A 25,011-nucleotide genomic window follows, 5' to 3' on the forward strand; every position below is an offset into this window, starting at 1 on the left:
CGGCTGGAGAGGAGATAGAGGCATGGTTGCCGATTTCTCAATATCCATCGACGTTATCTCCCTGTTAACCTGCTGAGCGCATTAATAATCTGTTAATGCCTGTATCGAACTGACGCATACTGTCCTCTATCCACCAGCCGAATAGCCATGCGTCATATTTGAGCTGCCAGATCTCGAGAAGCTCGCCGCTGTGGGGTGGCTGATTGTCCTGTGTGGTGAGGGGGTGTTCGGTGATGGGGATGCCAAGTATGCGCGCGTTTACGCCGCGTTCCTGCCAATCCAGGACCGTTTCAATCGTCATTCGTGATTCCTTTTCGGAATCCTGACCTAGCCGAATTTTGCGTTATCGCAAGCCGGATATCTGATTGAATGACATGTCATGCCGGCACCTTCGCTGATGCCGGCATGATTTTCATGGTTTTGAAGATCCTCGAATAGGGCAGAAATCTTCGAGAACGATCTTGCCTTTCGCCTTTCCGGTTTCGAGCAAGGCATGGGCCTTGCGCAGATTGCTCGCGTTGATCGGCGTCATCACGTCGCTGACAGTCGTTCTGATGGCGCCGTCATCGGCCAGCGTGGAGACCGCGTTCAAGAGCTTGCCCTGCTCATCCATGTCGGCCGTTTCGAAAATCGGTCGCGTGAACATCAGTTCCCAATGGACCGAAACCGACTTGCGCTTGAATTTGAGGATGTCGAGCGCGCTCGGATCGTCGATGAGCGCAAAACGGCCCTGCGGTGCGATCAGAGTGGCGATCTCGTCAAGGTGGCTGTCGGTGCCGGTGGTCGAAAAAACAAAAGCCGGAGCGCCAAGGCCAAGTGCGTCGATCTGGGCGGCAAGCGGCTTGGCGTGGTCGATCACGTGGTGGGCGCCGAGTTGCGTGACCCAATCCTGCGTTTCGGCGCGGGAAGCGGTGGCGATGACGGTCAGGTCGGTTCTGGCGCGGGCAAGCTGGATGGCGATCGAACCGACTCCACCGGCGCCGCCGATGATGAGAGTCGCGTCGGCGGCGCCCGGTACGGGCTTGTGATGTGAAGGCGATCGAACATTGCCTCCCATGCGGTAATGGCGGTCAGCGGCAGGGCGGCTGCCTCGCTGTTCGACAGAGAGGCGGGTTTGCGTCCAACGATGCGCTCATCGACCATATGGAATTCACTGTTGGCGCCCGGGCGGGTCAGCGAGCCGGCATAATACACCTCGTCACCCGGTCGAAACGACGTTACATCCTCGCCAATCCCGACAACGGTACCGACGGCGTCCCATCCCAGTACTTTCCACTTTGCGGCGATCAGCCTCATCGATGGCAAATGGAAATGCGTGGTGCTGTTTCATCTCCTCGACGGCACATTGTGCTTATACGAGATCCGACGGCGTGTGCCGGGTGTGACCCAACGCATGTTGACCAATCAATTGCGCGAAATGGAAGAGGACGGGCTGATCACCCGCAAGGTCTACGCGCAAGTTCCACCCAAGGTGGAGTATAGTCTTTCGGACAGGGGACGCGGGCTGGCGCCGATTCTGTTGGCACTGAAGGATTGGGGGGGATGCCCATATGGACCTGTTCGGAAGACGGACAATGGTGGCAGACGCCGCAGAAGCGGCAGCCTGACAGGTGTCAGCGTGGCTCGGCATTGAGCGACAGGTAGGTTGGGTCAAAACCGGCGACGGATTGAAGGCGCGGCCAGTCAAGAACCGTGATCGTGTCCTTCGTCCACGTGATGAGGTTTTCCCGACGCAGGGCCTGGATGACGCGGTTCATATGGACGAGCGAAATACCGAGCACATCTGCCATTTCGGACTGCGACAATGGGAAGTGGAACGCCCAGCCTTCCGTATGCCCCACCACTTTCAGTCGCAGATAGAGTTCGCATATGACATGGGCGAGGTGGGAGGTACGCGAGCGCCGGCCCATCGAGACAATCCATTCGCGGTGAATGCCGCCATGAATGAGCGTGTCGAGCCACAAAAGGCGCGTGAGATGTGGCCAGTCCTCGGTTATCTTTTTCAGGTCGGAATAATCGACAAAGGCAACGGTGCAGTTCGAGAGCGCAACGATCCCGTGATCCATTGTCTTCAGCAGGAACGCATGCAAATCCACGAATTCGCCGGCAATGTGGATGGCGGTAATCTGGCGGGCGCCCTCTGGTGTCACTTTGTAGCGGGCGGCAAAACCATCCAATAGCATTGTGCTGGTATTCGGGCGGGTGCCTTCTGTGACGATATCCTCATTGGCGGAAAACCGTTTTTCCCGGCCGGCAATCGAGCGCAGGATATCCTTTTCCTTCTCGGAAAGCTGGTCACGTTGTTCGAGGTTGAGGAGAAGGGGCTGGATCACGGTAGTCTCCGGAGTGTTTGTCTTGACTTAACAACGCGCTAGACAGCCTTGCGGTTGCATCAGCTAGCGACGGAACAATTCACGCTTTGCGGAATTGGACCAGACAAATCATAGGTGCCCCCAGATGCCGCGATATTTTTTTGATATTCACAATGGTAATGGCCCAAGCGTAGATGAGCATGGTCTCGTCCTGTCGTCGCCGGATCGGATCATGCGCGAAACGAGCCGGATTTTGCTCGACATCGCGCGCGACGAGTTGCCGGGTCAGGACGGTGGCGAAATCACGATTTTCGTCCGCGATGACGCCGGAAACGAGATTTGCAAGACGCATCTCAGCTTCAAGACGGAGTGGAAAAATTTTGAGACAAATTAAGCGTGCGGCACAGCCGATCACGTAGGCACAAACTGTCCTCAAACAGAAACTGTCATCTTGCTGAAGCAATCGACTTTTATATGACTATCAATGTTTTGAGAGAGTTTGGTGGGTGATGTAGGGCTCGAACCTACGACCCGCTGATTAAGAGTCAGCTGCTCTACCAACTGAGCTAATCACCCGTCCAATCCGTCCGGCGTTTGGTGTCACCGGCGGTGTGAGGGGGCTTCTAAAGCGGTTCATTCGACTTGTCTAGCGGCAGAATGAATTTTCTTGAATCTTTTTCGAAAGGCGCTGCTGGCCGATGTGGAAAACCCATCCGGCGGCATTTTTCAGGGCCCGGTCCGCTGCGGATTTCCAAAACGCTGCATCAAGAACGCCGTTTCCGTCTCAGGTCCGGAAAGACGACTGGATTTGCCGGAGGAAATGGAGCCGGGCTGCCAGGCAATGGATGCAAACAGGATGATGGTGGCCGCGTAGGTGGCTGCGATGAGAAATTTGCGGCTTGAAAACGATGAGGTCGACATGGCCTTTCTCCTTTTGGGCCTTTCTCCTTTTTGCCATAACTGCGCAGCGGCAGTGAATGTTCCGCCTGGGCGGTGGTGCGGGCAGGTGGGTTTACATCGCCCCCCGCAGCGGCCATCTATCGGAAAAACTGAAGGAGGCTGCGTCCATGGCAATCGAAAACGACCTGTCACTCATTCTCGAACAGGAAAGGGTTCTGCAGTTCGATCGATTCGATCTTGGCAGTGCCTGGGATCTGGGAAGCCGGTTGCGGCAGGTGGCGGTTTCTGCCGGACATTCCGTGGCCATCGATATCCAGATCAACGGCATGCCGGCCTTTTATGCGGCGCTGCCGGGCTCGGTCCCGGATAATGCGCAATGGATCCGCCGCAAGCGAAATGTGGCTGCCCGATTTGGGCATCCAAGCTATGCAATCGGCCTTGGTCTTTCTTTGGAAAATCGTACCCTTACTGATAAATACGGCGTCGACGCAGCGGATTATGCTGCCCATGGCGGCAGTTTTCCCATTGTGGTTCGAGGCGTCGGCGCTATCGGAACGGTGACTGTATCAGGGCTGCCGCAGCGCGAGGACCACAAGATGGTTGTCGAGGCGATTGCCGATATGCTCGGCATGGACAAACAGCCGCTCGACCTCGATCGTGCGCCAGTCATCGTGTGAGAGGAGTTTTTTATGACGCTTGGAAAAGACGCAGCGGAACGGGTTTTGGACTTCTGGTTCGAAGAGCTGGGCGAAAAGGGTTGGTTCGAGCCGCCGTCTGGCCTCGATGAAACGATCCGCGACCGGTTTGCCGGTCTGCATCTGGAAATGGCGCGGGGGGATCTCTCCGCATTTCATTCATCGGCGCGGCACAGGTTGGCCGCGATCATCGTGCTCGACCAGTTTCCGCGCAACATGTACCGGTCGACGCCTCTTGCCTTTTCGACCGACTGGCTGGCGGTGAGGGAGGCGCGTTTGCTGACCGAGGCGGGGCTGGATCGCGAACTGGACGTTCATTCCCGGTGTTTCTCCTACCTGCCTTTCGAACATTCGGAAAACATCGCCGACCAGGACCGGTCGGTGCAGCTTTTTACCGACCTCGGAGACGCGAACTATCTCGATTACGCCGAAAAGCACCGGCATGTGATCCAGCAATTTGGTCGTTTTCCGCATCGTAACGCTTTTGTCGGCCGTCAATCGACAAAAGCCGAGCTCGACTATCTGTCGCAGCCCGGCTCCGGTTTTTAAGCGTCTTTTTTACCGGCTAGCGCCTGATCGCGCGTCCGACCGCGATCAGGATGCAGGCACCTATGAAACCGGCGATAAGATAACCGATCCAGCCGCCCAGAACGATGCCAAATACGCCGAGGATGGCATTGGCGATGATGGCGCCGACAATGCCCAGAAGAATGTTCATGAACACGCCCATATTGCTGCGCATGAACTTTTCCGCCAGCCACCCGGCAATGCCGCCAATGATGATGGCTGCGATCCAGCCGATACCTGCCTGTTCCATGGTCTTACCCCTGTTGAATTGTTGCCGGGGTGAACGCGACCGCTCGTTTGTTGTTCCAAAGCGCGGCAATCAAACCCCTGAATAATGCGGGAATTTGCCAGTCGCTTTTTGCCTTTCCTTTCCTTCGCCGCGATCTGTGCCTATGTTCCCGCCGATTCTGCCTCACGGCGCCGGCCTAACCTTGAAAAAACGAGTATTCGCGTGTCCGAGATGAAGACAAAGCGCGGCAAGACCCGCCGCATTCTTGCCGCCACCCTGATCGCTTTGCCGCTTGCAGGCCTGTTTCTATCATCAGCCGCAGGGCTAACCGTCTGGGCGCAGGAAGCGCCAGCTGCGGCGACGCAGCAGCCCGCAGCGCCATCGGCATCACAGCCAGCGGCGCCTGCGGAACAGCCTGCGGCCGCACCCGCTCAGGCCGCGCCCGCCGCACAAGCCAACGCTCCTGATCCGAACGAAGGCCAGGTTACAGCCGATTCGATCAACGCAAAGATGCGTGCCAATCTGGCGACCATACGCTCGCAGCTGGATACCTTTCGTCAACGCGTACAGCAGGATATCGATGACGACGGCAGCCTTGCCGAGCTGCGTGTTCGCGCAGAGGAAATTGCCGGCGAAATGCAGGCTGCATCGACACGGCTTCAGGATCGCGAAAAACAGATCGGTGACCGACTGACGGCGTTGGGCGAAGCCCCGAAGGAAGGCCAGCCGGCCGAGCCGCCACTGGTGGCGCAGGAGCGTAACCGACTGCTCAACGAGCGCGCCGAGCTCAATGTGGTGGTCGAAAACGCCAGCAATCTCTCGGAAAGTGCCAACCAACTCGGCAACACCATTACGACGCTGCGCCGCAACCTGTTTGCGCAGACGCTGTTTCGCCACACCGACATGTCGGCGGATCTGTTCCTGGAGGCGGGGCAGGCGACGGTTACCGAAGTCTCGAATTTCGTGCGCACCATTTCCGGCTGGTCCGGATTCGTCTGGAGCTATAAGAAATATCAGCTGATCGGCGCGCTGGTGCTGTCGCTTGGCGCGGGCCTGCTGTTCCTGTTTGGCGGTTATCGTCTGTTCGGACGGCTGATCCATCGCAAGGTGGTTGGCGATGAGGCGCCCTCCTATTTGCGTCGCCTGTCGGTGGCCTTCTGGTCGACGGTGATTGAGACGATGTCTCTCGCGGCGTTCCTCGTATCGTCTTACTTCTTCCTCGACGGATTTAATGTGCTGCGGCCCGACGTCTCGTCGATGATCGCTTCGTTCTTTGGATTCGTCTGGTTCATCTATTTCGTCTGGCACCTGAGCACATCGGTGCTGGCCCCCAACGATCCCAACTGGCGTCTCGTGCGTGTCACCGATCGCGGCGCGCGTCTGCTGACCGCAGCGGTCATTGCAATGGCTGTGGTCAATGGTCTTGATTACATGCTGGGCGCCGTCAGCGAGGCACTGAACTCGCCGCTGGTGGTCACGATCGCAAAAAGCATCATCGCGGCCTTCGTCATTGGTCTGATCCTCATCGGCGTATCCTTCGTCAAGCCGATCATCGGCGCCGATGAAACCTCCGACAGCGCCGGGCATGCCTGGCCGCGTGCTGTCCGCATCATGCTACGGCTGGCGGGCCTTCTGCTGATCCTGTCGGTGATCGCCGGTTATGTCGGGCTTGCCCGGTTCGGCGCAACGCAGATCGTGCTGACCGGTGCGGTGGTGGTGTTGATCTATATCGGTCTTCTGTCCGGCAAGGCGGTTTCCAAACAGGGTGCCTTCAAGAACACCTCAGCGGGTACCAAGCTGGCGGAGCGGTTCAGGTTTGGCGATGTCGGTCTCGACCAGACAGGCTTGCTTGCAGGGCTGAGCATTTATGCTTTCGCCCTCGTCTTCGGCATTCCGCTGATCCTGATCACCTGGGGGTTCCAGCTCACCGATATCGAATCCTGGGTCTATCAGTTCTTCACCCGTATCACGATCGGCAACATCTCCATCTCGATCGTCAGCATTTTTGGCGGCATCCTGCTGTTTGCCGCCGGTTACGTGCTGACCGGCTGGGTGCAGAAGTGGATCGACGGCAATGTCATGGCGCGTAGTCAGGTCGATACCGGCGTGCGCAACTCGGTACGAACCGGCATCGGTTATCTCGGCGTCGGCATGGCGGCGCTGGTCGGCGTATCGGCGGCAGGCATCGACCTTTCAAGCTTCGCACTTGTCGCTTCGGCCCTGTCGGTCGGTATCGGTTTCGGCCTCCAGAACATCGTGTCGAACTTCGTCTCGGGTCTGATCCTGCTGGTGGAGCGTCCGTTCAAGGTTGGCGATCATGTTATCACGGGCACAACGGAAGGTATCGTCAAACGCATCTCCGTGCGTGCGACCGAGATCGAGACATTTCGCAAGCAGTCGATCATCGTGCCGAATTCCGAGTTGATCAACGCGCCGGTCGGCAACTGGACGCACCGCAACCGCATTCAGCGCAACGAAATTCCGGTTTCGGCCAGCTATGATGCCGATCCGCACAAGGTGATCGAAATCCTGCTTGGCCTGGTCAAGGAGGTTCCGGAAGTGCTTCGTAATCCGGAGCCGCATGTGGAGTTTCTTCGCTTTGGCGCGTCTTCTCTGGATTTCGAACTTCGGTTCCATCTCGCCGACATGGACGCCGGTCTGCGCATTCGCAACACGCTGCGCGCGGATATACTGAAGGCCTTCCGTGAGGCGGGGATCGATATTCCGTTCCCGCAGCAGGAAATCGTGCTTCACCGCGGCAAGCCGAACTGGATGCCGGAAAAGGACGAGGATCCCCGCGGCGGCGCATAGGCTGGCTCCGGTTTTGTTTGAAGTATCGAAAGCAAGAACATGGTGGCGGCCATGCTCTTGCTTTCCGTCATTAAGATGTCGTGGTCGATTAACGCTTCCGAAAACCGTTTTCAGTAATGTGTCTTTTCAGGGGACAGTATCTCACTGATAGGGGCATTATGACTTTTCTCGGCATTTCCGGAATGCACTATTCCGGTCAGGAACTGGCTGGCGCACGTATTCTTCTGGCGGAAGATTCCAATGTCTTCACGTCGATGATCAGCAAGCGGCTGAAAGAGCTGTTCGGCATTGAGGTGGAGATCTGCCGCAATTTCGAAGATTTGCAACTCGCCTACGACCGTTCGACCGATCCGGTCACGCTCGCCATTTCCAATATCAACCTGCCGGGTGCGGAAAACGGCGAGGCGCTGGACTATCTGATTGATCTCAGCATTCCGGTTATCGTCTTCACTGGTACGTTCCACGAGGATACCCGCGAAAAACTCCTGAAGCAGGATGTGGTCGATTACATTCTCAAGGACAATGTCTTCGCAGTGGATATGCTGGCCGAATCGGTTTGCCGGTTTCTCACCAACCATCAGCACCACGTATTGATCGTCGACGACAGCCCGACGGCACGTGCGCTTCTGTCCAGCCGCCTGAAGCGTTACAATTTTCGTGTCAGTACGGCCGAGAGCGGCGCAAAGGCGCTGGATCTGCTCAAGAGAAATGCGGATATCGGCCTTGTTGTCACCGATTACAACATGCCGGATATCGATGGTTTCGAACTGACGCGGCGCATCCGCTCGGTCCGTGGCAGCCATGAACTGCGGGTCATCGGTGTCTCGTCGTCCGATAATCGTCTTCTTTCAGCGCGCTTCCTGAAGGCTGGTGGCAACGATTTCATGCTGCGTCCCTTCATCGACGAAGAGTTCTATTGCCGCGTCAACCAGAACCTCGATACGCTGATCCAGATCCGTTCGATGCGGGCAAACAGTGCGGCGGCGCCGGCGTCTCGCAAGAGTGTTGCCTGATACAAGTTATGCCAATACGACGAAAGCGCCGTTCTCGCGAACGGCGCTTTTGCTATTGATGAGGCCGCCTCAGGCGGCGATGCCTGAGCGCACCGAGGTCATCGTCAGCTTGCGTTCGGCGCGCTCCTGCTGCGGCGAACGATTGTAGATTTCCCGATAGCATTTTGAAAAATGCGAGGCGGAGACGAAGCCGCAGGCGACCGCGACCTCCACCACCGGCATGGAGGATTGCACCAGCAGGTGTCGTGCGCGATCGAGGCGGATTTCCAGGTAATAGCGGGCAGGGGAGCGGCCCATTTCCTGCCGAAACAGACGCTCGATCTGTCGGCGTGACAGCCCGGCACTGTCGGCAATTTCGACAAGCGACAACGGTTCGGCCAGGTTGGCTTCCATGATCTCGATGATCGACAGGACCTTTGAGTTCTGGATTCCTAGACGCGCGCGCAGAGGCAGGCGCTGGCGGTCATGCGGATTGCGGACGCGGTCCGTCAATTGCTGTTCGCAGATGCGGTTGACGAGGTTGTCGCCAAAATCCTGACCGATGAGGTTGAGCATCATGTCGAGTGAGGCCGTGCCGCCGGCGCAGGTGTAGATATTGCCGTCCACCTCATAAAGATCGGCATATACTTCGGCCTGCGGAAAGGCTTCGGAAAAACCCGGCAGGTTTTCCCAATGGATGGCGCAACGCTTGCCGTTGAGGAGCCCCGCCTGCGCAAGCAGATGGGCGCCAGTACAGAGGCTGCCCACGGCAATGCCGCGATTGTAGGTTTCGCGCAGGAAGGCGCTTGCGGTCTTGTTCTGGAACTCCTCGACATAAACACCCGAACAGACGAGCACCATGTCGGGACGGTGTTCACCGCCCAATGCCTTTCGCTCTTCGGCGATGGAGGAATTCACTTCAATACCTATGCCGCATGAGGAATAGACCTTTTCCCCATCGGCGGAACAGAGCCGCCATGTGTAAGCGGTATAACCCAGCATGCGGTTGGCGATGCGAAGCGTTTCGACGGCGGCCGCAAACGGCAGCATGGTAAAATGGGGAACGAGGAAGAAGGCAATCGAACGCTTTTTAGTCTGGAACTTGTTCATGCCGAGGTCTCCATGACGAATGTCAATTCCTCGCGTGAAACTATGCTCCCTTAATGTTCAAATAGCGACATAAATCGCCGTATCCGCGGCGCCTCCGGCAAAGTCCGGGATTCTATGCGTTCTTTTTGCGACACTGCCTCTCCGAAATGCCAAAAATGCCGGGTGCCTTGTCGTCAGGACAGGCATCCGGCATTTATCGACATCGAGCTACGCGAGAAAAGATGAGTTCTGATCGATATTTAGTGGCGGACGTCGCGATCGGTATCCGTCAAGATTTCGCTGGTAGGCCAACCGATATCCTTGCGCAATTCTGGTGGAAGGCTTTCGATCATTTCCGCAGTCTTGCGGCGACGCCATGATGCGCGGACCTCGGCGATGCCATCGCTGACGATGCCCCAGGCAGCAGACAATGGCGAATGTGATTTGTGGGTATGATGTGACGTGAACATGGCCATGACGGCCTCCTCCGTTCCAGTGTTTGGTCAAGCTTCTCGCAATGTGCTGCGAAACGTCTTGCAGTGCTCGTGTCATCAATCAGTCGAATGGCGTTGCTTCCACTCATCTCAATGTGTGAAGCAGATTTCGCTGTCGTGCTTTGCTCTGCCTCAAATTCAATCATAAAGATCATTCAGTAGGCACATTATGCACTCGCTTGACGTTCAATCAAACGAAATGATATGGTGCTTAAGTTCAGAAAAATTGAAGGTGAGGCCATGTCTGCGCCCTTTCGATCCCCACTGCCGTTACTGGATAATGATGTTCTGAGAACTTTCGTGGCGATTGCCGAGACTGGCAATTTTTCCACTGCCGCCGAAGCTGTGTTGCGAACGCCCTCGGCCGTGTCCATGCAGATCAAGAAGCTTGAAGAGCAGCTGAAGACAACGCTGTTTCTGCGCGATGCACGATCGGTCACACTCACGCAACATGGTGAGATGCTTCTTTCCTACGCGCGACGGATGCTCGCGCTTTCCAATGAAGCCGTATCGCGGTTTGTCATGCCGGAGCTGTCCGGCGTGGTGCGATTGGGTGCGCCGGACGATATTGCCGAGCGGTTGTTGCCCAAGCTGCTGAAGGATTTTGGCGAAAGCTTTCCGGGTATCATGGTGGACGTCACTGTCGATCAGAGCCTGCTTCTGCGCCGACGCATGGAAGAGCAGCGGCTCGATCTGACGCTGATCAACTGTGCGACGCGGCCGTTCCCCACCGGTGGAGAGATCATTCATACCGAAAAGCTCGTCTGGGCGGGCGCCAAATGTGGCACCGCCTATCTGCGTGATCCGCTGCCGGTTTCCGTGTGGGAAGACGGTTGTGTATGGCGGCAGGATGCGCTGACGCAGCTCGACAAACACAAGCGGCCATATCGCATCGCGTATGCCAGCGCCCATACGATGGCGCAGCGCGCAGCCGTCGTCTCCGATCTGGCGATTGCTCCACTGCCACGGTCCTACATCACGGATGACATGCAGATCCTCGGGGCCAAGGAAGGCCTTCCGGAGCTGATCAGCTTCGACATTCGCCTTCTCACCATTCCGCAGCTGTCGACGCCGGCCAAGGCGGTAGCGGAAGGCATTCGCGAGGCGTTCGAATCAATTGACGCCGCGGCGGCCTGATATCGGCCTCACCATATGCCCTTGGTGAGGCCGTTCCATAGCCATGCCCAGATCGTTGGAGGAAAGCGCAGAACGGAATGACCCGACTGCGGCTTGACGTGGACGCGGCCGTGCAGCACGTCTCCGATGGCCTTGATGGTGATTTCGGTCGCAGCAACGGTCAGCAGCAGCGGATAGGTGGCGATGAAATCGCTTTTCTGAGGGGCGACTCGCTGTTCATACAGCGTGCCGCCTGTATCGGTGCCTGCGTCGACGAGGTGAACGGTCGCGCCAAAATTATCGGTATCGCCCTCGACCAATGCCCAATACCCGCCCATCTGGCCGCGGTAAGCCGGGTTGATGCCGGCGTGAAAGTTGATGATCGGGCAGGGGCAGGCAGCCAGCGTTGCCTTTGTCAACAACCGGCACGAGATCGTCAGGATGACGTCCGGTTTCAACTGATCAAGCAGCGCATGGCATCGTTCGTCATTGAGACTTCCGACATGATGAACCGGAAGAAGCGGATCGGACGCAGCCGATTGACCGTAGAGTTTCAGAATGTCGGCGGAGCGCCGCGCGGCGACATTCTTGCCGAACCGCGATGCGACCATCGTGCCCAGTTGGCCAAGTGCCGTCAGCCAGCCAAGGCGTTTCGCACGACGCTTTAAAAGGGTGCTTTTGCTCTCCGGCTTTTCTTCGATGATGTGAAGACTGGACCAATGTCTCTTCAGCGCATTGATCATCACCTGGGGATTGGCGCCGCCAGCGGTCATCACCAGCACGCGCGGAAAATTCTCGTCCTGTATCATCGTACTCGACCCTGCTGACGAACGACGACCTTTGCGGTTTGACAGTGAAAAAACAGTTATCCTCGATGGGTTGCAAAATTAATCGCGGATATGGGTGAACCTTTCGTGAAGTGGTGCGTTTCTCCGCCGCGATATGCAACCAATTGATATCTTTCGGAGCGTCCCACCATGAAAATCGGAACAGTGACCGTCCTCGGCGCCACCCTTGTTGCCCTGCTAACGCTAAGCGCCTGCGGCAACACCATTCGCGGCGTGGGCCGGGACACGGCCAATGCCGTCGATGCCACCCAGTCCGCCGGTCGTGACGTTGATCGGGCCGCCAAGCGTTAAGAGATAACGGACAAGATAAAGGCTCGGGTTTTTCGCCCGAGCCTTTTCATTTCAAAATAAAGCGACGGATAAAAGTCCTGTTCAGACCGGCGCCTTTGGATAAGCACGTTCCAGGCCGCCCGATTTTGACAATCCAGCACGAAACGCGCCGTAGGCGGGATGCTGGCTCGAACGGGCAGCCTCGCTTAGCCTTATCTGCAGTCGAGCCGGGGCATTGTTGCCGATCCATTCCCCTGTTTTTTCAAGCTTGATGGAATTGAGAAAGCGCGCTTCGCTCGCCCGGTCGAGATAAAGATGCAGCCCGTCCAGCAGCACATCGTCATTGGTAGGGCTATCCATCAGCAGGCCAAGCCATGCCTGATTTTCAGTTGAAAACGATTGAAGTCCGTCCGCCACCGTCTCGCGGTTTCCGATCGGAGAAATATTTCCCATGTCCACGCCCCTTGGCAGCAAGGCGGAGGGCCATAAGGCCAGCCGCTGATTCCCTTTGGCTTTTTCTGACTGAGCTCGGCCGGCATTTCAAGCACGGCGGCGCGGTGGAGACAGTCGTGCCGACATTGTCCAGAACTGGTTTGAATTAAGGTTTATTCTGCCGCGACGGGTACATTTCCATGTGAGGAGGGGGTCACCATGGCGGCGATGATTGTTTGCAGGTCGATCATGCCGATCGGTCGGCCCGCCGAATCAATAACACGGGCTTTCGTGCCGTGCGCAGATGTCATTTCCTTGGCGGCGTTTTCCAGCGTCATCGTGCGCGCCAACAATGGACCTTCGGTGGTGCCCTCCAGTGGCGCCATGATCGTGCCGATCTGGATGACGCGGCCACGATTGACCTCCTTGACGAAGGCCGTGATGTATTCGTCGGCGGGGCGCAGCACGATCTCCTGACCGGAACCCTGCTGGATCATCTCTCCGTCGCGCAGGATGGCAATCTTATCGCCAAGGCGCAAAGCTTCGTCGAGATCGTGCGTGATGAAGACGACCGTCTTTTTGAGTTCGGCCTGGATTTCCAGAAGAACGCTCTGCATATCGACCCGGATGAGCGGGTCGAGCGCCGAATAGGCTTCGTCCATCAGCAGGATGTCGGCATCGTTGGTCAGCGCGCGGGCAAGGCCGACGCGTTGCTGCATACCGCCGGAAAGTTGATTAGGATAACGATCCTCAAAACCGGAAAGGCCGACGCGATCGATCCAGTACCGGCCTTTTTTCGTGCTTTCCGACCGCGGGATGCCCTGGATATCCAGGCCATAGACGGTGTTTTCAATAACCGTTCGATGCGGCAGAAGTGCAAATTTTTGAAACACCATTGCCGTCTTGTGGCGGCGGAAATCCCGAAGCGCGGTCTCGTTCATGCCGCAGATATCGGTGCCGTCGTAAATCACTTCGCCTGATGTCGGCTCGATCAACCGGTTGATATGGCGGATCAGCGTGGATTTTCCCGAGCCGGACAGGCCCATGACCACGGTGATGCCACCGGCCGGCATGGAAATGCTGATGTCCTTGAGGCCAAGCACGTGGCCATGTTTTTCGATCAACTCGCTTTTGGAAATGCCTTTTTGCACCGTTTCGACATGGTCGCGGCCATGCGGGCCAAAAATCTTGTAGAGGCCTTTGATCTCGATGCCGTGGCTAGCCATGAACGACCTCCGCATGTTTCTGCAGTCTTTTGCCGAACGCCTGGCTTGCACGGTCGAAAATGATGGCGATGACCACCAGGGCAAAGCCGTTCATGAAGCCGAAGGTGAAGAACTGGTTGTTGATGGCCTGCAACGTGTTCTTGCCGAGGCCTCCGACACCGACCATGGAGGCGACAACGACCATCGCAAGCGACATCATGATCGTCTGGTTGATCCCAGCCATGATGGTGGGGAGTGCGAGGGGCATCTGCACGTTCCACAATTTCTGGCGCGATGACGAACCGAAAGCATCCGCCGCCTCCAGCACCTCGGCATCGACCAGCCGGATGCCCAGATTGGTCAGGCGAATCATCGGGGGGACAGCGTAGATGACGACGGCGATGAGGCCCGGCACCTTGCCGATGCCGAAGATCACCACCACCGGGATCAGGTACACAAAGCTCGGCATGGTTTGCATCACGTCGAGTGCAGGGTTGATTGTGCCCTGTATGCGGTCGGAGCGAGCCATCAGGATGCCGATCGGCAATCCTATGACGATCGCAATCAAGGTCGAAACGGTCACGATCGCAAGGGTGACCATTGTGTCTTCCCAAAGCCCTATGACGCCGATCAGTACCATGCCCAGGGCGGTGCCGATCGTAATGCCGATCTTGCGGCTGGCAAGGTAGACGATCGCCAGCATGATGATCAGCACGATAAACCAGGGAGAACTGACAAACAGGCGCTCGAGATAGTTCAGAAACCACTGGAGCGGTTGCACGACCGCGTCGATGATGTAGCCGTATTCCCGCACAAGCCCCTTGAAGCCATCGTCGATCACCTTGCGGGCCGTGCGGACGTAACTGTCGCTGATTGCCGGAAAGCGACAGAGGACATCGGGCATGAAGCTGCAGTTTGCCATGTCTTCCCCCTGGTTTTTATTGTCCGGCGCAGCCGCGGGCGCCAAATGCCCTTTGCCTGATATCGGAGCAGCCTGGCCCCGATATCGACATGTGGGACGCCGGAGTAAGGGCCGTTAAAGCGCGGCCTTGACCTTTTCGGCGACCTCCGGTGTGACCCATTTGGTCCAGATATCCTCGTTTTCTTCGAGGAAATGTTTTGCCGCGTCCTCGTTGGTGCCCTGGTTTGCGTCCTGCCAGGCAAGGATGCCATTGACCGTGGCATTGCCCCATTTGCGGGCTTTCACATAGTCCATGGCGACGCCGGCCTTGTCGGCGAAGTTTTTGGTGGCGATGGTGAAGGCTTGCGATGTCGGGTAGGAATTCACTTTCGGGGCAGGGCAGTCCGGCACGGAGGTGCAGGCGTCCCAGTCCGCCTTGTTGTGTGGCACGCCAAACGAAAGCTTCACCATTTCATACTTGCCCATGATCGGCGTTGGTGCCCAGTAATAACCCAGCCAGCCGGTCTTTTTTTCGAATGCATTGGCAATCGAGCCGTCAAGGCCGGCCGCCGACCCCGTGTCGATAAGGTCGAAGCCTTTTTCCTTGGCGCCGATCGCCCGGTAAAGATTGGAGGTCGAGACCTCACAGTTCCAGCCCGACGGGCAATTGAAGATTGCGGCCTTTGATTTGTCCTCTGGCGCGGGGAACAGTTCCGGATGCTTTAATGCATCCTCCACAGTCTTGATGTCAGGATGGGCATCGGCCAGAAATTTGGGAATCCACCAGCCCTCAACGGCGCCGTCGGCAAGAATTTCGGCTGCTTCGATCAGCCGGCCTTCCTTGACGGCGGCATCAAGCGGTGTACGCACGGCGTTGATCCAGAATTCCGGCGCCATGTCGGGCTGTGCCTTTTCGTTCATCGATGTGAAGGTCGGCATGGTGTCGCCGGTGACGATTTCCACCGAACAGCCATAACCTTCTTCGAGAATGATCTTGTCGACCTGGGCGGCGACGCCGGCCGAGGCCCAGTTCATTTCCGCAATCGATAAGCTGCCGCAATCGGCGGCCTGCGCTGAACCAGACATGGCATAGATGCCGATACCGACGGCGGCGGATGCGAGAAGGGTTTTCATCGTCTCAAGACCTCCCAGTCTCAATCGCAGTGTTCGCGTCTGGAGGCCGCCGGTCCACTGCCTTGGCCGGGCTCCCATCAATCTTGCTTGGCGCGATCCCTTGCCGGAGAATGATTGGCGGCCGGGTTGCTGTATGCGCATGCGCCTTGTTGGCGGCAACTGGCCGCAGATATTCGGCAATTCATGTATCAGCCCCGTGACGCTACGGCTTTTATGACGAAAATCAACTGTTTCCGTACCGTCTTGCCTCGAACGTGTGCTGTTTCCGTTGTGCCGCTTACGCATGGCAAAACGATCAGTCGCTTCAAATTTATGCAATCTGCCGATCGCCTGAGCGGTGAAGATCGTTGTGATCGAGGGTGCGGCAGATGTCTCGAAAAAGTCACCATCGAGCTTTGACGTGCGCTGTTCTTTTCGCGCCACTGGTTGAGGTATCCAGATGTAAGCGTGCATCGAAACGAAAGAGCAAAAAAAACGAAAATAATGCGCCGATCCGGGTCCAGGCACCGATAGCTAACGATCCGGTAAGAATGTGACGCTATCTATTTGTCTGCGATCAGATCGCCAACGGGTCCGGATTTAGGTAGTGCGTACCGGACCGTTTTTGCTTCCGTCATTGACAGATATGATTCACGGTAAGACCATGTGCTTGCCGGCGGGAATCGGGTGTCGTTGACATGGCGCCCGAGGCCAGTCTGGATAAGACTTTTGCGAACCACCGTTTTGCCAGGCCTCGCTGACAGCGCCGTATGTTGCGGACGGGCGCGGTATCTGGTCACAAACGGTCGGGCCGCCGGAGCAGGCAGATGATCAACCGGCGCGGACGCCTTCTTTATCTACGAATCGTCCGCTTCTTCATATTGCCGCGCTCCGGCGGCGTCTCTTTCTTCTCCTTTGCATGGATGTTTATGTGATGAGCCAATCTGGCGGTTCGGTCCTTGTGCTCGGGGGCGCGCGTTCGGGGAAGTCGAGCTTTGCAGAAAAGCTTGCGCTGGAGAGTGGGCTGGAGCGGCATTACATCGCGACCGGCCGTGCTTATGATGATGAAATGCGGGCGCGCATCCGTGCGCATCAGGAGCAGCGCGGCGAGGGGTGGCAGACGCATGACGTGCCTGTCGATCTCGTGGCTACCTTGCGAAGCCTTGATGCACCTGGCCGGATCATTCTTGTTGACTGCCTGACACTGTGGGTCACCAATCTTATGATGGAAGCCGAGGACACGATCGGCACGCAGTCAGCCCGGCTTGCGATGCACATTCACGAGGCTGCGGCTCGCCTGATCATCGTTTCCAACGAGGTCGGACTTGGTATCGTGCCGGAAAACAGAATGGCGCGGGCTTTTCGTGACCATGCCGGCCGCTTGCATCAGCAGGTCGCGGCATCTGCAAACGAAGTCTATTTTGTCGCTGCGGGCCTGCCGCTCAAGATGAAGGGCTGATTACCAGCCCAGCCAGATGCGCAGCGGATGCATCGGGTCGGCAAGGAGTTTTGTCGCCATGGCGAAGCAGGAAATGACCAGGAGCGGCTTGATGATTTTTGCGCCGATGCGCATGGCAAGACTCGAGCCGATCTGGGCGCCAATGAACTGACCGACGCCCATGACGATGCCGACTTTCCACAGGATCGAGCCGGTCGCCAGAAACATCAGGAAACCGCCGACATTGGAGCCGAGATTGATCAGCTTGGTGTGTGCGGTGGCCTTGAGCATGCCGAAACCTGCGAGAAGCACGAATCCCAGCATGTAGAACGAGCCCGCGCCCGGGCCGAAAACGCCGTCATAAAGTCCGATCAGCGGCACGAATGTCGCACCGAACAGGAAGGGTGTGATGCGACGATGGCTGTCGGTGTCTGTGAGATTGGGTTTTAACGCAAAGAACAGGCCGATGGCGATCAGCAGGAAGGGGATCGCCGAGCCAAGTATTTTTGTCGGAAGTACGGAAGCAATCAATGCGCCGACACCGCCTCCTATCAGCGCCATGAACGCCATGGGTAACTGGGTCTTCAACTGCACATGACCACGCCGCGCGTAGGAGATTGTTGCCGATGTCGCGCCGAACATGCCCTGCAGTTTGTTGGTGCCAAGAGCGTCAAGCGGTGGAATGCCGGCGATCAGCATGGAAGGAATGGTGATCAGCCCGCCGCCGCCGGCGATCGAATCAACAAAACCGGCGAGGACCGCCATGAAGAACAGGAGGATGAGCAGGTGTGTCGCGATATCCAAGGTTTTGTCTCTGTCTGAGAGGAGGACGGGCAGAAGAAGGCCGGGCGACGTTCTGGCACCGAAGTGATGGCCGTGCAACGGCGCTGGAAGGCTGCACGGTCCGGTGGGTGAATTCATGTGGACACTGTGACGGGATTGCACATCCGCAATCCGGCGTTATGGTGCCGCACCTTTCGAAACCGGGACCATTTTTATGCATAAGGTCATCTTTGATACCGATCCGGGCGTCGATGACGCGATGGCGCTGCTGTTTCTGCACCGTCATCCCGAAATCGACCTGGTCGGCATCACGACCACGATCGGCAATGCGCCAATCGACATTACCACGCGCAATGCGCTGTTTCTTGCCGAAGCCTGGGGCATCGAGGCGCCGGTCGCGCAAGGCTCAGGAGAAAAATTCGATCCCAAGCGCAAGAATGGCCATTGGCCGACCTTCATCCATGGCGACAACGGTCTTGGCAATATCGAGATTCCTGCGGTCATAAACCGTAAGGCCGATCCGCGACCGGCGCATCAGTTCATCATCGATACCGTTCGCGCCAATCCGGGCGAGATCACCCTGGTAGCCGTCGGTCGCATGACCAATCTGGCCCTGGTTCTTCAGGCGGATCCGGATGTGGCCGCGCTGGTGAAGGATGTCGTCATCATGGGGGGCGCATTCGACGTGCCCGGCAATGTGACACCTGCGGCGGAAGCCAATATTTTTGGTGATCCGGAAGCGGCCGATCTCGTCTTTACGGCGTCGTGGCGCGTGACGGTTGTCGGTCTCGATGTGACCATGCAGACGGTGATGATGCGCAGCTATCTCGCCGAAATGGCGAAGGCCGGTGGCAGCCATGTCGAACTGTTGAATGATCTGTCGCAGTTCTACATCGATTTCTACAATCACCGTGTCGGCGATGGCATGGTGATCCATGACAGTTGCGCCTGCGTTTATGTGGTACGTCCCGATCTTTTCGAGACCCGCAGCGGCGCGATCCGCGTCGTGTGTGGCGGCATTGCCGATGGTATGACGATCCAGAAGCCGGACGCCAAAACCTTCCCGCCGGGCGAGTGGGATGGCCATCCGAGCCAGTACGCCTGCACGGGTATCGAGGCCGATGCGGTGCTTGCTCTCATTCGCACGGTGCTTGTCGAAGGCAAGGCTGCCTGATAGACGATGCCAAATCTGAACGCTGCAATTGCTGTTTCGGCAACAGTTGCGGCGCAAATGTCTATTGTGGCACCGCTTGCCATTGGCATTGCAAAATGATTTCCCTATGTGGGGACCTGATTACAATATTCTCTATGAGGACATGGGCGTGACCGCTACATTCGACAAAGTTGCCGACATCATTGCTGAAACCAGCGAAATCGATCGCGCGACGATTACGCCGGAAAGCCATACGATCGACGACCTTGGAATCGACAGCCTCGATTTCCTCGACATCGTTTTCGCGATCGACAAGGAATTCGGCATCAAGATTCCGCTGGAACAGTGGACGCAGGAAGTCAACGAAGGCAAGGTTTCGACCGAAGAGTACTTCGTTCTGAAAAACCTCTGCGCCAAGATCGACGAGCTGAGGGCAGCCAAGGGCTGATTTGCCCGGCTGTTAAGCCTTCATGCTGCTCGAATATTTCCAGATGATCGACCGTATCGAAACGGTCGATCTCAAGGCCAACACTCTGACGGCGCGCTCGGTCGTGCCGTCGAAAAGCCCTGTGTTTGAAGGGCATTTTCCGGGCATGCCGCTCGTGCCGGGCGTGCTTCTGATCGAGACCATGGCGCAGGCATCCGGCATGCTGGTTCTGGCGGCGACGGATTTTGCCGCCATGCCATTCCTTATGTCCGTTGATGGCGCCAAGCTGCGCACTTTCGTCGAACCGGACGCCGTCCTTGATATCGAGGCGTTTCTGGAGCACGAGGGATCGGGTTATGCCGTGACCAAGGCAAAAATTACCAGCAACGGCAAAAAGGTCTGCGATGCGCAATTGAAGCTGCGCACCATGCCGTTCAGCGAAATTCCGCTCGCGCCGATCGTCCGCAAACGGGCCGAGGAAGTCGGCTTGATGGATGCGATCGCCGCGAACGCTTGAAGCCCGCCGGTCATCCGGTGAGGAAGAGGACATGATGAAGTCTGACAATGATGTCGTGATCACCGGTATCGGTATCGTGAGCTGCCTTGGCGTCGGCAAGGAGCCGCATGTCGCGGTCCTGTCGGGTGCGGAGGCGATAGCGCCGCGCGTCGAAACAGAGCGTTTTGCGCCCTATCCGGTGCATCCGATGCCGGAAATCGACTGGTCGACCCAGATCGCCAAGCGCGATCAGCGACAGATGGAAAACTGGCAGCGGCTCGGCGTGTTTTCCGCCGGCCTCGCGCTGGATGATGCGGGTCTCAAGGAAAACGCTGATCTCTGTGCCTCCATGGACATGATTGTGGCGGCAGGTGGCGGCGAGCGCGACATCAAGGTCGATACGCTGATCGTCGATGAAGGCCTAAAGCGCAACGACCGCGAAGCCCTTCTCAACGAAAAACTGACCACCGAACTACGTCCGACACTGTTTCTGGCGCAGCTTTCCAACCTTCTCGCCGGCAATATTTCCATCGTTCACAAGGTCACCGGTTCCTCGCGCACCTTCATGGGCGAAGAGGCGGCCGGTATTTCTGCGATCGAAACCGCATTTCACCGCATCAAGTCCGGCCAGTCGACGCACACGCTCGCTGGCGGCGCATTTGTTGCCGAACGCGCGGACATCCTGCTCCTCGTTGAAGGCATTCGTGCCCATGCCACGGGTGAATGGGCGCCTCTCTGGTCCCGTTCGCCGGATAATGGCGGCGGCATGATGATGGGTTCTGTCGGTGCCTTCCTCGTTCTGGAATCGCGCGCTCACGCCACGGCGCGTGGTGCGCATATCTATGCGGTGATCGATGGTATCGAAGGTGATCGCGGCAATCGCGACGAGGGCAAGCTCGAAAAGCGCCTGACGCGCATGGCAGGTCTTGCCGGCTCGGCTGAGGATACTGTCGTGTTCTCCGGCGCCAGCGGCGTCGTCGAGCTTTCCGCGCGTGAAAAGGCGGTTCTTGAACAAGCTTTGCCGGGCGCCGCTATCCGCGGTTACGGTGGTGTGTCCGGTCACGGCATGGAAGCGCAGTTCCCGCTCGGTCTGGCTCTGGCAGCTCTTGCGCTTGATACGTCCGCCAGTGTTCCGGCCTTCGATGCCAACAACGAACAGCCGATGGCTAAGCCCGCGAAACATGCGGTCGTGACAACGGTCGGTTATACGCGCGGCGAGGGGCTTGCTGCCCTGTCCGCGGACGCGTGAGGAGTTAAGTGATGAGCGACAATCGCTTCAAGGATCATCTCGGCCGCCCGATTGTGGCGGTCACCGGCATGGGTGTCATCACTTCGCTTGGCCAGGGTCTTCAGGATAACTGGAAGGCGCTGACTTCAGGCACTTCGGGCATCCACAAGATCACCCGCTTCCCGACCGAAGGTCTTTCGACCCGAATCTGTGGCACGGTCGATTTCATCGATATCCCGGCTCCGAACTCGGTCGAGCGCTCCTACGCATTCGCCCGCGAAACCACCATCGAGGCACTGGCGCAGGCTGGCCTTTCCGGTGATTTCGACGGCCCGCTGTTTCTCGCGGCACCGCCGATCGAGCCGGAATGGGTTGATCGTTTCGCTCTTGCGGATCGCGCGCCGCCGGCAGAACGCGAAGCTGACGCATACGATCGGTTCCTGACTGCCATGCGCGAACGTCCCGATCCTGCCTTCCTTGAGGCGGTGCAGTTCGGTTCGATCTCCGAGCGTCTTGCCGATCGTTTTGGCACGCGCGGCCTGCCGGTGACCCTGTCGACGGCCTGCGCTTCCGGCGCAACGGCAATCCAGCTCGGCGTCGAGGCAATCCGTCAGGGCCGTACCGACAAGGCGCTGGTCGCGGCTACCGACGGTTCTGTAAGCGCCGAAGCCTTGATCCGCTTCTCGCTGCTCTCGGCGCTGTCGACCCAGAACGATCCGCCGGAAAAGGCGTCAAAACCGTTCTCCAAGGATCGTGACGGTTTTGTCATCGCTGAGGGTGCCGCAACGCTGGTTCTGGAATCGCTGGAATCGGCGATTGCCCGTGGCGCCAAGGTGCTCGGTGTCGTAAAGGGCCTCGGCGAAAAGGCCGACAGCTTTCACCGCACCCGTTCGTCGCCGGATGGCGGCCCGGCCATTGCAACCATTCGCGCAGCCCTCGAAGATGCCGGTATGACCGGTGCCGATATCGGCTACGTCAATGCGCACGGCACCTCGACGCCGGAAAACGACAAGATGGAATATGGCTCGATGCTCGCCGTCTTCGGCGATCGTCTGAAAGAAATTCCGCTGTCGTCCAACAAGTCGATGATCGGCCATACGCTGACGGCGGCTGGCGCTGTGGAAGCGGTGTTCTCGCTGCAGACCATGCTGACCGGCACGCTGCCGCCGACGATCAACTACAACAATCCCGATCCGACGATCGAGCTGGATGTGGTGCCGAACGTCAAGCGCGATGCGCAGGTTTCTGCGGTTATCTCCAACTCCTTCGGCTTCGGCGGCCAGAATGCCAGCCTTGTCTTGACGGCTGAACCGGCTTAGAGACCATCCCAACCCTCATGAAGCGCCGTCTTCGTCCGAAATGGGCGGGCGGCGCTTCATGCTATTTCCGAGATGCATTGCGTTTCGTGAGCCGCGAGTGGTTCCGGACGTTTTGCCAAGACGAACGTTTACGCCTCCGGGCGAAGGATTTTTGTTATGCGCGCCTTGCAATTGATCGACGACCGCAAGCTTGAAGCCGTGGATATTCCTGAGCCGGAAGCGCCGGGTCCGGGTGAGGTGACCCTGCGCGTCAAGGCAGTTGCGCTCAATCACATCGACGTCTGGGGCTGGCGCGGCATGGCGTTTGCCAAGCGCAAGATGCCATTGACGATCGGTGCGGAAGCATCGGGTGTGGTCGAGGCCATTGGTCCGGGCGTATCGAACGTGCTGCCGGGTGATCTGGTTGCCATCTACGGTGCGCGCATCTGTGGACGCTGCAAGAATTGCGTCGAGGGTCGTGACAATCTGTGCGAACATGTTGGCGGTGTGCATGGTTTCCATCTTGACGGTTTTGCGCAGGAGAAGATGAACATTCCGGCCCGACAGCTCGTCCCGGCTCCTCCGGGCATTGACGCGGTCGCCGCAGCCCTTGCTCCGGTTACGTTCGGCACGGTCGAGCACATGCTGTTCGACAATGCAAAACTTCAGTCGGGTGAAACCATTCTCATCCATGCTGGCGGCTCCGGCATCGGCTCTGCCGCCATCCAGCTTGCCAAGAAGATCGGCTGCACGGTCATCACCACCGTTGGTTCGGACGACAAGATCGAAGGCGCCAAGGCGCTCGGTGCCGATCATGTCATCAACTACCGCAAGGACCGTTTTGAAGGCGTCGTGCGCAAGCTGACCAAAAAGAAGGGCGTCGATGTCGTCTTCGAACATGTCGGCAAGGATACGTTTGCCGCCTCTATGTTCTGCCTGAAGCGTGGCGGACGTCTCGTCACCTGCGGCTCAACCTCCGGTGTGTCTACCGAGGTCAACCTGATGATGCTGTTCCAGCAGCAGCTGAAACTGCTTGGCTCGTTCGGCTGCCGCATGGAAAACATGGCCGACGCCATGCAGAAGATGGCGCGCGGCATCGTGCATCCGGTCATTGATACGGAAGTCACCTTCGACACGATCGACAAGGCGCTGGAACGGATGGAAAGCCGTCAGGTGTTCGGCAAGATCATCCTGCGGATGGATTGATCCGGTGAAGATGGTCATCACCCGGATCGTTCTGTCGCTGATGCATTTTCGGCAGTGGCTGGTGGCGCAGGTCGCCTTCGGCTTTCTCAACCTGCTGAAAATCTTTCCGGCCGATCCGGCCATCAATTTTGCGGACTGGCTGGTGCGCAAGATTGGACCGCGCACCTTTCGCCACAAGCTGATGATGACCAATCTGCGCAATGCCTATCCTGAGAAAGGCGAGGCTGAGTTGCAGGATATCGCGGTAAAAAGCTGGGGTCATATGGGCCGGCTTGCCGCCGAATACGTGTTTCTTGACCGCCTGTTCGATTTTGATCCCGAGCGCCCGGAGCCGGGTCGTATCGAAGTGTCGGGCATCCCGATCTTTCTTGATCTGCGCGACAATCCGCGGCCCTTCATCGTTTTTACCGCCCATAGCGGCAATTTCGAACTGCTACCGGTAGCCGGTGCCGCTTTTGGCCTGATGGTGACGGTGCTGTTCCGTCCGCCGAACAATCCCTATATCGCCGAAAAGGTCTTTTCCTTCCGTTCGGCGCGTATGGGTAAACTCGTGCCGTCGCATGCCGGTTCATCCTTTGCGCTGGCGCGTCAGTTGGAGGCGGGCGGAGGATGCGGCGTTCTGGTCGATCAGAAATTCCAGAAGGGCCTGCCTACCTCCTTCTTCGGTCAGCCGGTCCAGACCAATCCGCTGCTCGCAAAGCTGGTGCGCCAATTCGATGCGGAAGTTTATCCGGCTCGTTGCATTCGTCTGCCGGGCAATCGCTACCGGCTGGAGATCGAACCTCGTATCGATGTGCCGCGTGACGAAAAGGGCAATGTCGATGTGCAGGCAACGGCGCAGATGCTCAACGACAAGGTCGAGAGCTGGGTGCGGGAATATCCCGAGCAATGGCTGTGGTATCACGACCGTTGGAATATCAAGAAGAAGATTGGGCGATAAGTGGGGAGCTTCTGGGTTTCGGAATGATCCGGCATCCATCCCGACCTTATCGTCCAAGATTATTGTCC

At 57.8% G+C, this 25,011-nt stretch carries 28 protein-coding genes, 1 tRNA gene and 1 pseudogene; 16 read left to right on the forward strand and 14 right to left on the reverse strand.

What is annotated here, in order from left to right:
• Positions 1–64 precede the first annotated feature (64 nt).
• Both ACRQ1B_RS05525 and ACRQ1B_RS05530 read right to left on the reverse strand, forming a co-directional pair.
• Entirely contained in the window at positions 65–301 is a 237-nt protein-coding gene (locus tag ACRQ1B_RS05525) for a CrpP-related protein (RefSeq protein WP_432292649.1), read from the reverse strand.
• Positions 302–412: 111 nt separating this feature from the next.
• Positions 413–1,278 (reverse strand): annotated as a pseudogene (locus ACRQ1B_RS05530) (zinc-binding alcohol dehydrogenase family protein); the annotation flags it as partial.
• A 40-nt stretch (positions 1,279–1,318) separates the two neighbouring features.
• On the opposite strand from ACRQ1B_RS05530, the gene ACRQ1B_RS05535 reads away from it, so the two are divergent.
• Entirely contained in the window at positions 1,319–1,633 is a 315-nt protein-coding gene (locus ACRQ1B_RS05535; protein ID WP_432292650.1) for a winged helix-turn-helix transcriptional regulator, read from the forward strand.
• Here ACRQ1B_RS05535 and ACRQ1B_RS05540 read toward each other — a convergent pair.
• Positions 1,614–2,333 (reverse strand): Crp/Fnr family transcriptional regulator, encoded by a 720-nt coding sequence (locus ACRQ1B_RS05540; RefSeq protein WP_432292651.1) that lies wholly within the window; start codon positions 2,331–2,333, stop codon positions 1,614–1,616. The two genes, ACRQ1B_RS05535 and ACRQ1B_RS05540, sit on opposite strands and share 20 nt — an antisense overlap.
• Before the next feature lie 124 nt (positions 2,334–2,457).
• On the opposite strand from ACRQ1B_RS05540, the gene ACRQ1B_RS05545 reads away from it, so the two are divergent.
• Positions 2,458–2,706 carry a DUF6894 family protein gene (locus tag ACRQ1B_RS05545; protein ID WP_432292652.1) on the forward strand — a complete coding sequence of 83 codons (249 nt, stop codon included), beginning with the start codon at positions 2,458–2,460 and terminating at the stop codon, positions 2,704–2,706.
• 106 nt (positions 2,707–2,812) lie between these two features.
• Here the strand turns inward: ACRQ1B_RS05545 and ACRQ1B_RS05550 are convergent.
• Both ACRQ1B_RS05550 and ACRQ1B_RS05555 read right to left on the reverse strand, forming a co-directional pair.
• Positions 2,813–2,888, reverse strand: a tRNA-Lys gene (locus tag ACRQ1B_RS05550).
• 150 nt (positions 2,889–3,038) lie between these two features.
• Positions 3,039–3,233 carry a hypothetical protein gene (locus ACRQ1B_RS05555; protein WP_432292653.1) on the reverse strand — a complete coding sequence of 65 codons (195 nt, stop codon included), beginning with the start codon at positions 3,231–3,233 and terminating at the stop codon, positions 3,039–3,041.
• A 146-nt stretch (positions 3,234–3,379) separates the two neighbouring features.
• Between ACRQ1B_RS05555 and ACRQ1B_RS05560 the strand changes: the two genes are divergently transcribed.
• The gene (locus tag ACRQ1B_RS05560; RefSeq protein WP_432292654.1) at positions 3,380–3,889 is read left to right on the forward strand and encodes a heme-degrading domain-containing protein; all 510 of its coding nucleotides are present in this window, start codon (positions 3,380–3,382) and stop codon (positions 3,887–3,889) included.
• A 12-nt stretch (positions 3,890–3,901) separates the two neighbouring features.
• Positions 3,902–4,456, forward strand: coding sequence for a DUF924 family protein (locus ACRQ1B_RS05565; protein WP_432292655.1), 555 nt, complete (start codon positions 3,902–3,904; stop codon positions 4,454–4,456).
• A 16-nt stretch (positions 4,457–4,472) separates the two neighbouring features.
• Here ACRQ1B_RS05565 and ACRQ1B_RS05570 read toward each other — a convergent pair whose 3' ends face one another.
• Positions 4,473–4,724: a GlsB/YeaQ/YmgE family stress response membrane protein gene (locus ACRQ1B_RS05570; protein ID WP_432292656.1), complete on the reverse strand. Its 252-nt coding sequence runs from the start codon at positions 4,722–4,724 to the stop codon at positions 4,473–4,475.
• Between the two features lie 210 nt (positions 4,725–4,934).
• Here ACRQ1B_RS05570 and ACRQ1B_RS05575 point away from each other — a divergent pair, with 210 nt between their 5' ends.
• Together ACRQ1B_RS05575 and ACRQ1B_RS05580 are read left to right on the forward strand one after the other, a co-directional pair.
• Positions 4,935–7,514 (forward strand): mechanosensitive ion channel domain-containing protein, encoded by a 2,580-nt coding sequence (locus tag ACRQ1B_RS05575; RefSeq protein WP_432293818.1) that lies wholly within the window; start codon positions 4,935–4,937, stop codon positions 7,512–7,514.
• 158 nt (positions 7,515–7,672) lie between these two features.
• Positions 7,673–8,527: a response regulator gene (locus ACRQ1B_RS05580; protein WP_432292657.1), complete on the forward strand. Its 855-nt coding sequence runs from the start codon at positions 7,673–7,675 to the stop codon at positions 8,525–8,527.
• 69 nt (positions 8,528–8,596) lie between these two features.
• Here ACRQ1B_RS05580 and ACRQ1B_RS05585 read toward each other — a convergent pair whose 3' ends face one another.
• On the reverse strand, positions 8,597–9,616 hold the full coding sequence (locus tag ACRQ1B_RS05585) for a GlxA family transcriptional regulator (protein WP_432292658.1): 1,020 nt from the start codon (positions 9,614–9,616) through the stop codon (positions 8,597–8,599).
• A gap of 239 nt (positions 9,617–9,855) precedes the next feature.
• Complete coding sequence (locus ACRQ1B_RS05590) at positions 9,856–10,071, reverse strand: hypothetical protein (protein ID WP_432292659.1); 216 nt, start codon at positions 10,069–10,071, stop codon at positions 9,856–9,858.
• A 258-nt stretch (positions 10,072–10,329) separates the two neighbouring features.
• Between ACRQ1B_RS05590 and ACRQ1B_RS05595 the strand changes: the two genes are divergently transcribed.
• Positions 10,330–11,226: a LysR family transcriptional regulator gene (locus ACRQ1B_RS05595; protein WP_432292660.1), complete on the forward strand. Its 897-nt coding sequence runs from the start codon at positions 10,330–10,332 to the stop codon at positions 11,224–11,226.
• Positions 11,227–11,234: 8 nt separating this feature from the next.
• On the opposite strand, the gene ACRQ1B_RS05600 is transcribed toward ACRQ1B_RS05595, so the two are convergent.
• Positions 11,235–12,014 (reverse strand): formyl transferase, encoded by a 780-nt coding sequence (locus ACRQ1B_RS05600; protein WP_432292661.1) that lies wholly within the window; start codon positions 12,012–12,014, stop codon positions 11,235–11,237.
• Positions 12,015–12,182: 168 nt separating this feature from the next.
• Between ACRQ1B_RS05600 and ACRQ1B_RS05605 the strand changes: the two genes are divergently transcribed.
• Positions 12,183–12,344 carry an entericidin domain-containing protein gene (locus tag ACRQ1B_RS05605; RefSeq protein WP_112730338.1) on the forward strand — a complete coding sequence of 54 codons (162 nt, stop codon included), beginning with the start codon at positions 12,183–12,185 and terminating at the stop codon, positions 12,342–12,344.
• Positions 12,345–12,425: 81 nt separating this feature from the next.
• Here ACRQ1B_RS05605 and ACRQ1B_RS05610 read toward each other — a convergent pair whose 3' ends face one another.
• The 4 genes from ACRQ1B_RS05610 to ACRQ1B_RS05625 all read right to left on the reverse strand — a co-directional run bounded on the left by ACRQ1B_RS05610 (position 12,426) and on the right by ACRQ1B_RS05625 (position 15,995).
• Positions 12,426–12,776: a hypothetical protein gene (locus tag ACRQ1B_RS05610; protein ID WP_432293819.1), complete on the reverse strand. Its 351-nt coding sequence runs from the start codon at positions 12,774–12,776 to the stop codon at positions 12,426–12,428.
• Positions 12,777–12,928: 152 nt separating this feature from the next.
• Entirely contained in the window at positions 12,929–13,981 is a 1,053-nt protein-coding gene (locus ACRQ1B_RS05615) for a quaternary amine ABC transporter ATP-binding protein (protein ID WP_432292662.1), read from the reverse strand.
• The gene (locus ACRQ1B_RS05620; RefSeq protein ID WP_432292663.1) at positions 13,974–14,882 is read right to left on the reverse strand and encodes an ABC transporter permease; all 909 of its coding nucleotides are present in this window, start codon (positions 14,880–14,882) and stop codon (positions 13,974–13,976) included. Before ACRQ1B_RS05620 ends, ACRQ1B_RS05615 begins: the two co-directional genes overlap by 8 nt.
• Positions 14,883–14,996: 114 nt before the next feature.
• On the reverse strand, positions 14,997–15,995 hold the full coding sequence (locus ACRQ1B_RS05625) for a glycine betaine ABC transporter substrate-binding protein (protein ID WP_432292664.1): 999 nt from the start codon (positions 15,993–15,995) through the stop codon (positions 14,997–14,999).
• Between the two features lie 913 nt (positions 15,996–16,908).
• Here ACRQ1B_RS05625 and cobU point away from each other — a divergent pair.
• Positions 16,909–17,433 (forward strand): bifunctional adenosylcobinamide kinase/adenosylcobinamide-phosphate guanylyltransferase, encoded by a 525-nt coding sequence (gene cobU, locus ACRQ1B_RS05630; RefSeq protein WP_432292665.1) that lies wholly within the window; start codon positions 16,909–16,911, stop codon positions 17,431–17,433.
• Here cobU and ACRQ1B_RS05635 read toward each other — a convergent pair whose 3' ends face one another.
• A complete protein-coding gene (locus ACRQ1B_RS05635) occupies positions 17,434–18,177 on the reverse strand; it encodes a TSUP family transporter (RefSeq protein ID WP_432293820.1) in 744 nt (247 codons plus the stop codon).
• Between the two features lie 232 nt (positions 18,178–18,409).
• Between ACRQ1B_RS05635 and ACRQ1B_RS05640 the strand changes: the two genes are divergently transcribed.
• The 7 genes from ACRQ1B_RS05640 (at position 18,410) to ACRQ1B_RS05670 (ending at position 24,943) form a co-directional block, all read left to right on the forward strand.
• Positions 18,410–19,369 (forward strand): nucleoside hydrolase, encoded by a 960-nt coding sequence (locus tag ACRQ1B_RS05640; RefSeq protein ID WP_432292666.1) that lies wholly within the window; start codon positions 18,410–18,412, stop codon positions 19,367–19,369.
• A 142-nt stretch (positions 19,370–19,511) separates the two neighbouring features.
• A complete protein-coding gene (locus tag ACRQ1B_RS05645) occupies positions 19,512–19,796 on the forward strand; it encodes an acyl carrier protein (RefSeq protein WP_112730324.1) in 285 nt (94 codons plus the stop codon).
• A gap of 22 nt (positions 19,797–19,818) precedes the next feature.
• On the forward strand, positions 19,819–20,292 hold the full coding sequence (locus ACRQ1B_RS05650) for a 3-hydroxyacyl-ACP dehydratase FabZ family protein (protein WP_432292667.1): 474 nt from the start codon (positions 19,819–19,821) through the stop codon (positions 20,290–20,292).
• A gap of 31 nt (positions 20,293–20,323) precedes the next feature.
• Positions 20,324–21,520, forward strand: a complete 1,197-nt coding sequence (locus tag ACRQ1B_RS05655) for a beta-ketoacyl-ACP synthase (protein ID WP_432292668.1) — start codon at positions 20,324–20,326, stop codon at positions 21,518–21,520.
• Positions 21,521–21,531: 11 nt separating this feature from the next.
• Complete coding sequence (locus ACRQ1B_RS05660; protein WP_432292669.1) at positions 21,532–22,818, forward strand: beta-ketoacyl-ACP synthase; 1,287 nt, start codon at positions 21,532–21,534, stop codon at positions 22,816–22,818.
• Between the two features lie 156 nt (positions 22,819–22,974).
• A complete protein-coding gene (locus tag ACRQ1B_RS05665) occupies positions 22,975–24,003 on the forward strand; it encodes a zinc-binding dehydrogenase (RefSeq protein ID WP_132272279.1) in 1,029 nt (342 codons plus the stop codon).
• A gap of 4 nt (positions 24,004–24,007) precedes the next feature.
• Entirely contained in the window at positions 24,008–24,943 is a 936-nt protein-coding gene (locus tag ACRQ1B_RS05670) for a lipid A biosynthesis lauroyl acyltransferase (protein WP_432292670.1), read from the forward strand.
• The last annotated feature ends 68 nt before the right edge of the window (positions 24,944–25,011 follow it).

This window comes from Endobacterium panacihumi (genome assembly GCF_050847465.1).
Lineage (GTDB): Bacteria > Pseudomonadota > Alphaproteobacteria > Rhizobiales > Rhizobiaceae > Neorhizobium > Neorhizobium panacihumi.

What these genes read in the sequence shown, in the direction of transcription:
- ACRQ1B_RS05525 (WP_432292649.1), bottom strand. Translation starts at nt 301, where the DNA reads ATGACGATTGAAACGGTCCTGGATTGGCAGGAACGCGGCGTAAACGCG.
- ACRQ1B_RS05545 (WP_432292652.1), top strand. Translation starts at nt 2,458, where the DNA reads ATGCCGCGATATTTTTTTGATATTCACAATGGTAATGGCCCAAGCGTA.
- ACRQ1B_RS05555 (WP_432292653.1), bottom strand. Translation starts at nt 3,233, where the DNA reads ATGTCGACCTCATCGTTTTCAAGCCGCAAATTTCTCATCGCAGCCACC.
- ACRQ1B_RS05560 (WP_432292654.1), top strand. Translation starts at nt 3,380, where the DNA reads ATGGCAATCGAAAACGACCTGTCACTCATTCTCGAACAGGAAAGGGTT.
- ACRQ1B_RS05565 (WP_432292655.1), top strand. Translation starts at nt 3,902, where the DNA reads ATGACGCTTGGAAAAGACGCAGCGGAACGGGTTTTGGACTTCTGGTTC.
- ACRQ1B_RS05570 (WP_432292656.1), bottom strand. Translation starts at nt 4,724, where the DNA reads ATGGAACAGGCAGGTATCGGCTGGATCGCAGCCATCATCATTGGCGGC.
- ACRQ1B_RS05575 (WP_432293818.1), top strand. Translation starts at nt 4,935, where the DNA reads ATGAAGACAAAGCGCGGCAAGACCCGCCGCATTCTTGCCGCCACCCTG.
- ACRQ1B_RS05580 (WP_432292657.1), top strand. Translation starts at nt 7,673, where the DNA reads ATGACTTTTCTCGGCATTTCCGGAATGCACTATTCCGGTCAGGAACTG.
- ACRQ1B_RS05585 (WP_432292658.1), bottom strand. Translation starts at nt 9,616, where the DNA reads ATGAACAAGTTCCAGACTAAAAAGCGTTCGATTGCCTTCTTCCTCGTT.
- ACRQ1B_RS05590 (WP_432292659.1), bottom strand. Translation starts at nt 10,071, where the DNA reads ATGGCCATGTTCACGTCACATCATACCCACAAATCACATTCGCCATTG.
- ACRQ1B_RS05595 (WP_432292660.1), top strand. Translation starts at nt 10,330, where the DNA reads ATGTCTGCGCCCTTTCGATCCCCACTGCCGTTACTGGATAATGATGTT.
- ACRQ1B_RS05600 (WP_432292661.1), bottom strand. Translation starts at nt 12,014, where the DNA reads ATGATACAGGACGAGAATTTTCCGCGCGTGCTGGTGATGACCGCTGGC.
- ACRQ1B_RS05605 (WP_112730338.1), top strand. Translation starts at nt 12,183, where the DNA reads ATGAAAATCGGAACAGTGACCGTCCTCGGCGCCACCCTTGTTGCCCTG.
- ACRQ1B_RS05610 (WP_432293819.1), bottom strand. Translation starts at nt 12,776, where the DNA reads ATGGGAAATATTTCTCCGATCGGAAACCGCGAGACGGTGGCGGACGGA.
- ACRQ1B_RS05615 (WP_432292662.1), bottom strand. Translation starts at nt 13,981, where the DNA reads ATGGCTAGCCACGGCATCGAGATCAAAGGCCTCTACAAGATTTTTGGC.
- ACRQ1B_RS05620 (WP_432292663.1), bottom strand. Translation starts at nt 14,882, where the DNA reads ATGGCAAACTGCAGCTTCATGCCCGATGTCCTCTGTCGCTTTCCGGCA.
- ACRQ1B_RS05625 (WP_432292664.1), bottom strand. Translation starts at nt 15,995, where the DNA reads ATGAAAACCCTTCTCGCATCCGCCGCCGTCGGTATCGGCATCTATGCC.
- cobU (WP_432292665.1), top strand. Translation starts at nt 16,909, where the DNA reads ATGAGCCAATCTGGCGGTTCGGTCCTTGTGCTCGGGGGCGCGCGTTCG.
- ACRQ1B_RS05635 (WP_432293820.1), bottom strand. Translation starts at nt 18,177, where the DNA reads ATGGCGGTCCTCGCCGGTTTTGTTGATTCGATCGCCGGCGGCGGCGGG.
- ACRQ1B_RS05640 (WP_432292666.1), top strand. Translation starts at nt 18,410, where the DNA reads ATGCATAAGGTCATCTTTGATACCGATCCGGGCGTCGATGACGCGATG.
- ACRQ1B_RS05645 (WP_112730324.1), top strand. Translation starts at nt 19,512, where the DNA reads ATGGGCGTGACCGCTACATTCGACAAAGTTGCCGACATCATTGCTGAA.
- ACRQ1B_RS05650 (WP_432292667.1), top strand. Translation starts at nt 19,819, where the DNA reads ATGCTGCTCGAATATTTCCAGATGATCGACCGTATCGAAACGGTCGAT.
- ACRQ1B_RS05655 (WP_432292668.1), top strand. Translation starts at nt 20,324, where the DNA reads ATGATGAAGTCTGACAATGATGTCGTGATCACCGGTATCGGTATCGTG.
- ACRQ1B_RS05660 (WP_432292669.1), top strand. Translation starts at nt 21,532, where the DNA reads ATGAGCGACAATCGCTTCAAGGATCATCTCGGCCGCCCGATTGTGGCG.
- ACRQ1B_RS05665 (WP_132272279.1), top strand. Translation starts at nt 22,975, where the DNA reads ATGCGCGCCTTGCAATTGATCGACGACCGCAAGCTTGAAGCCGTGGAT.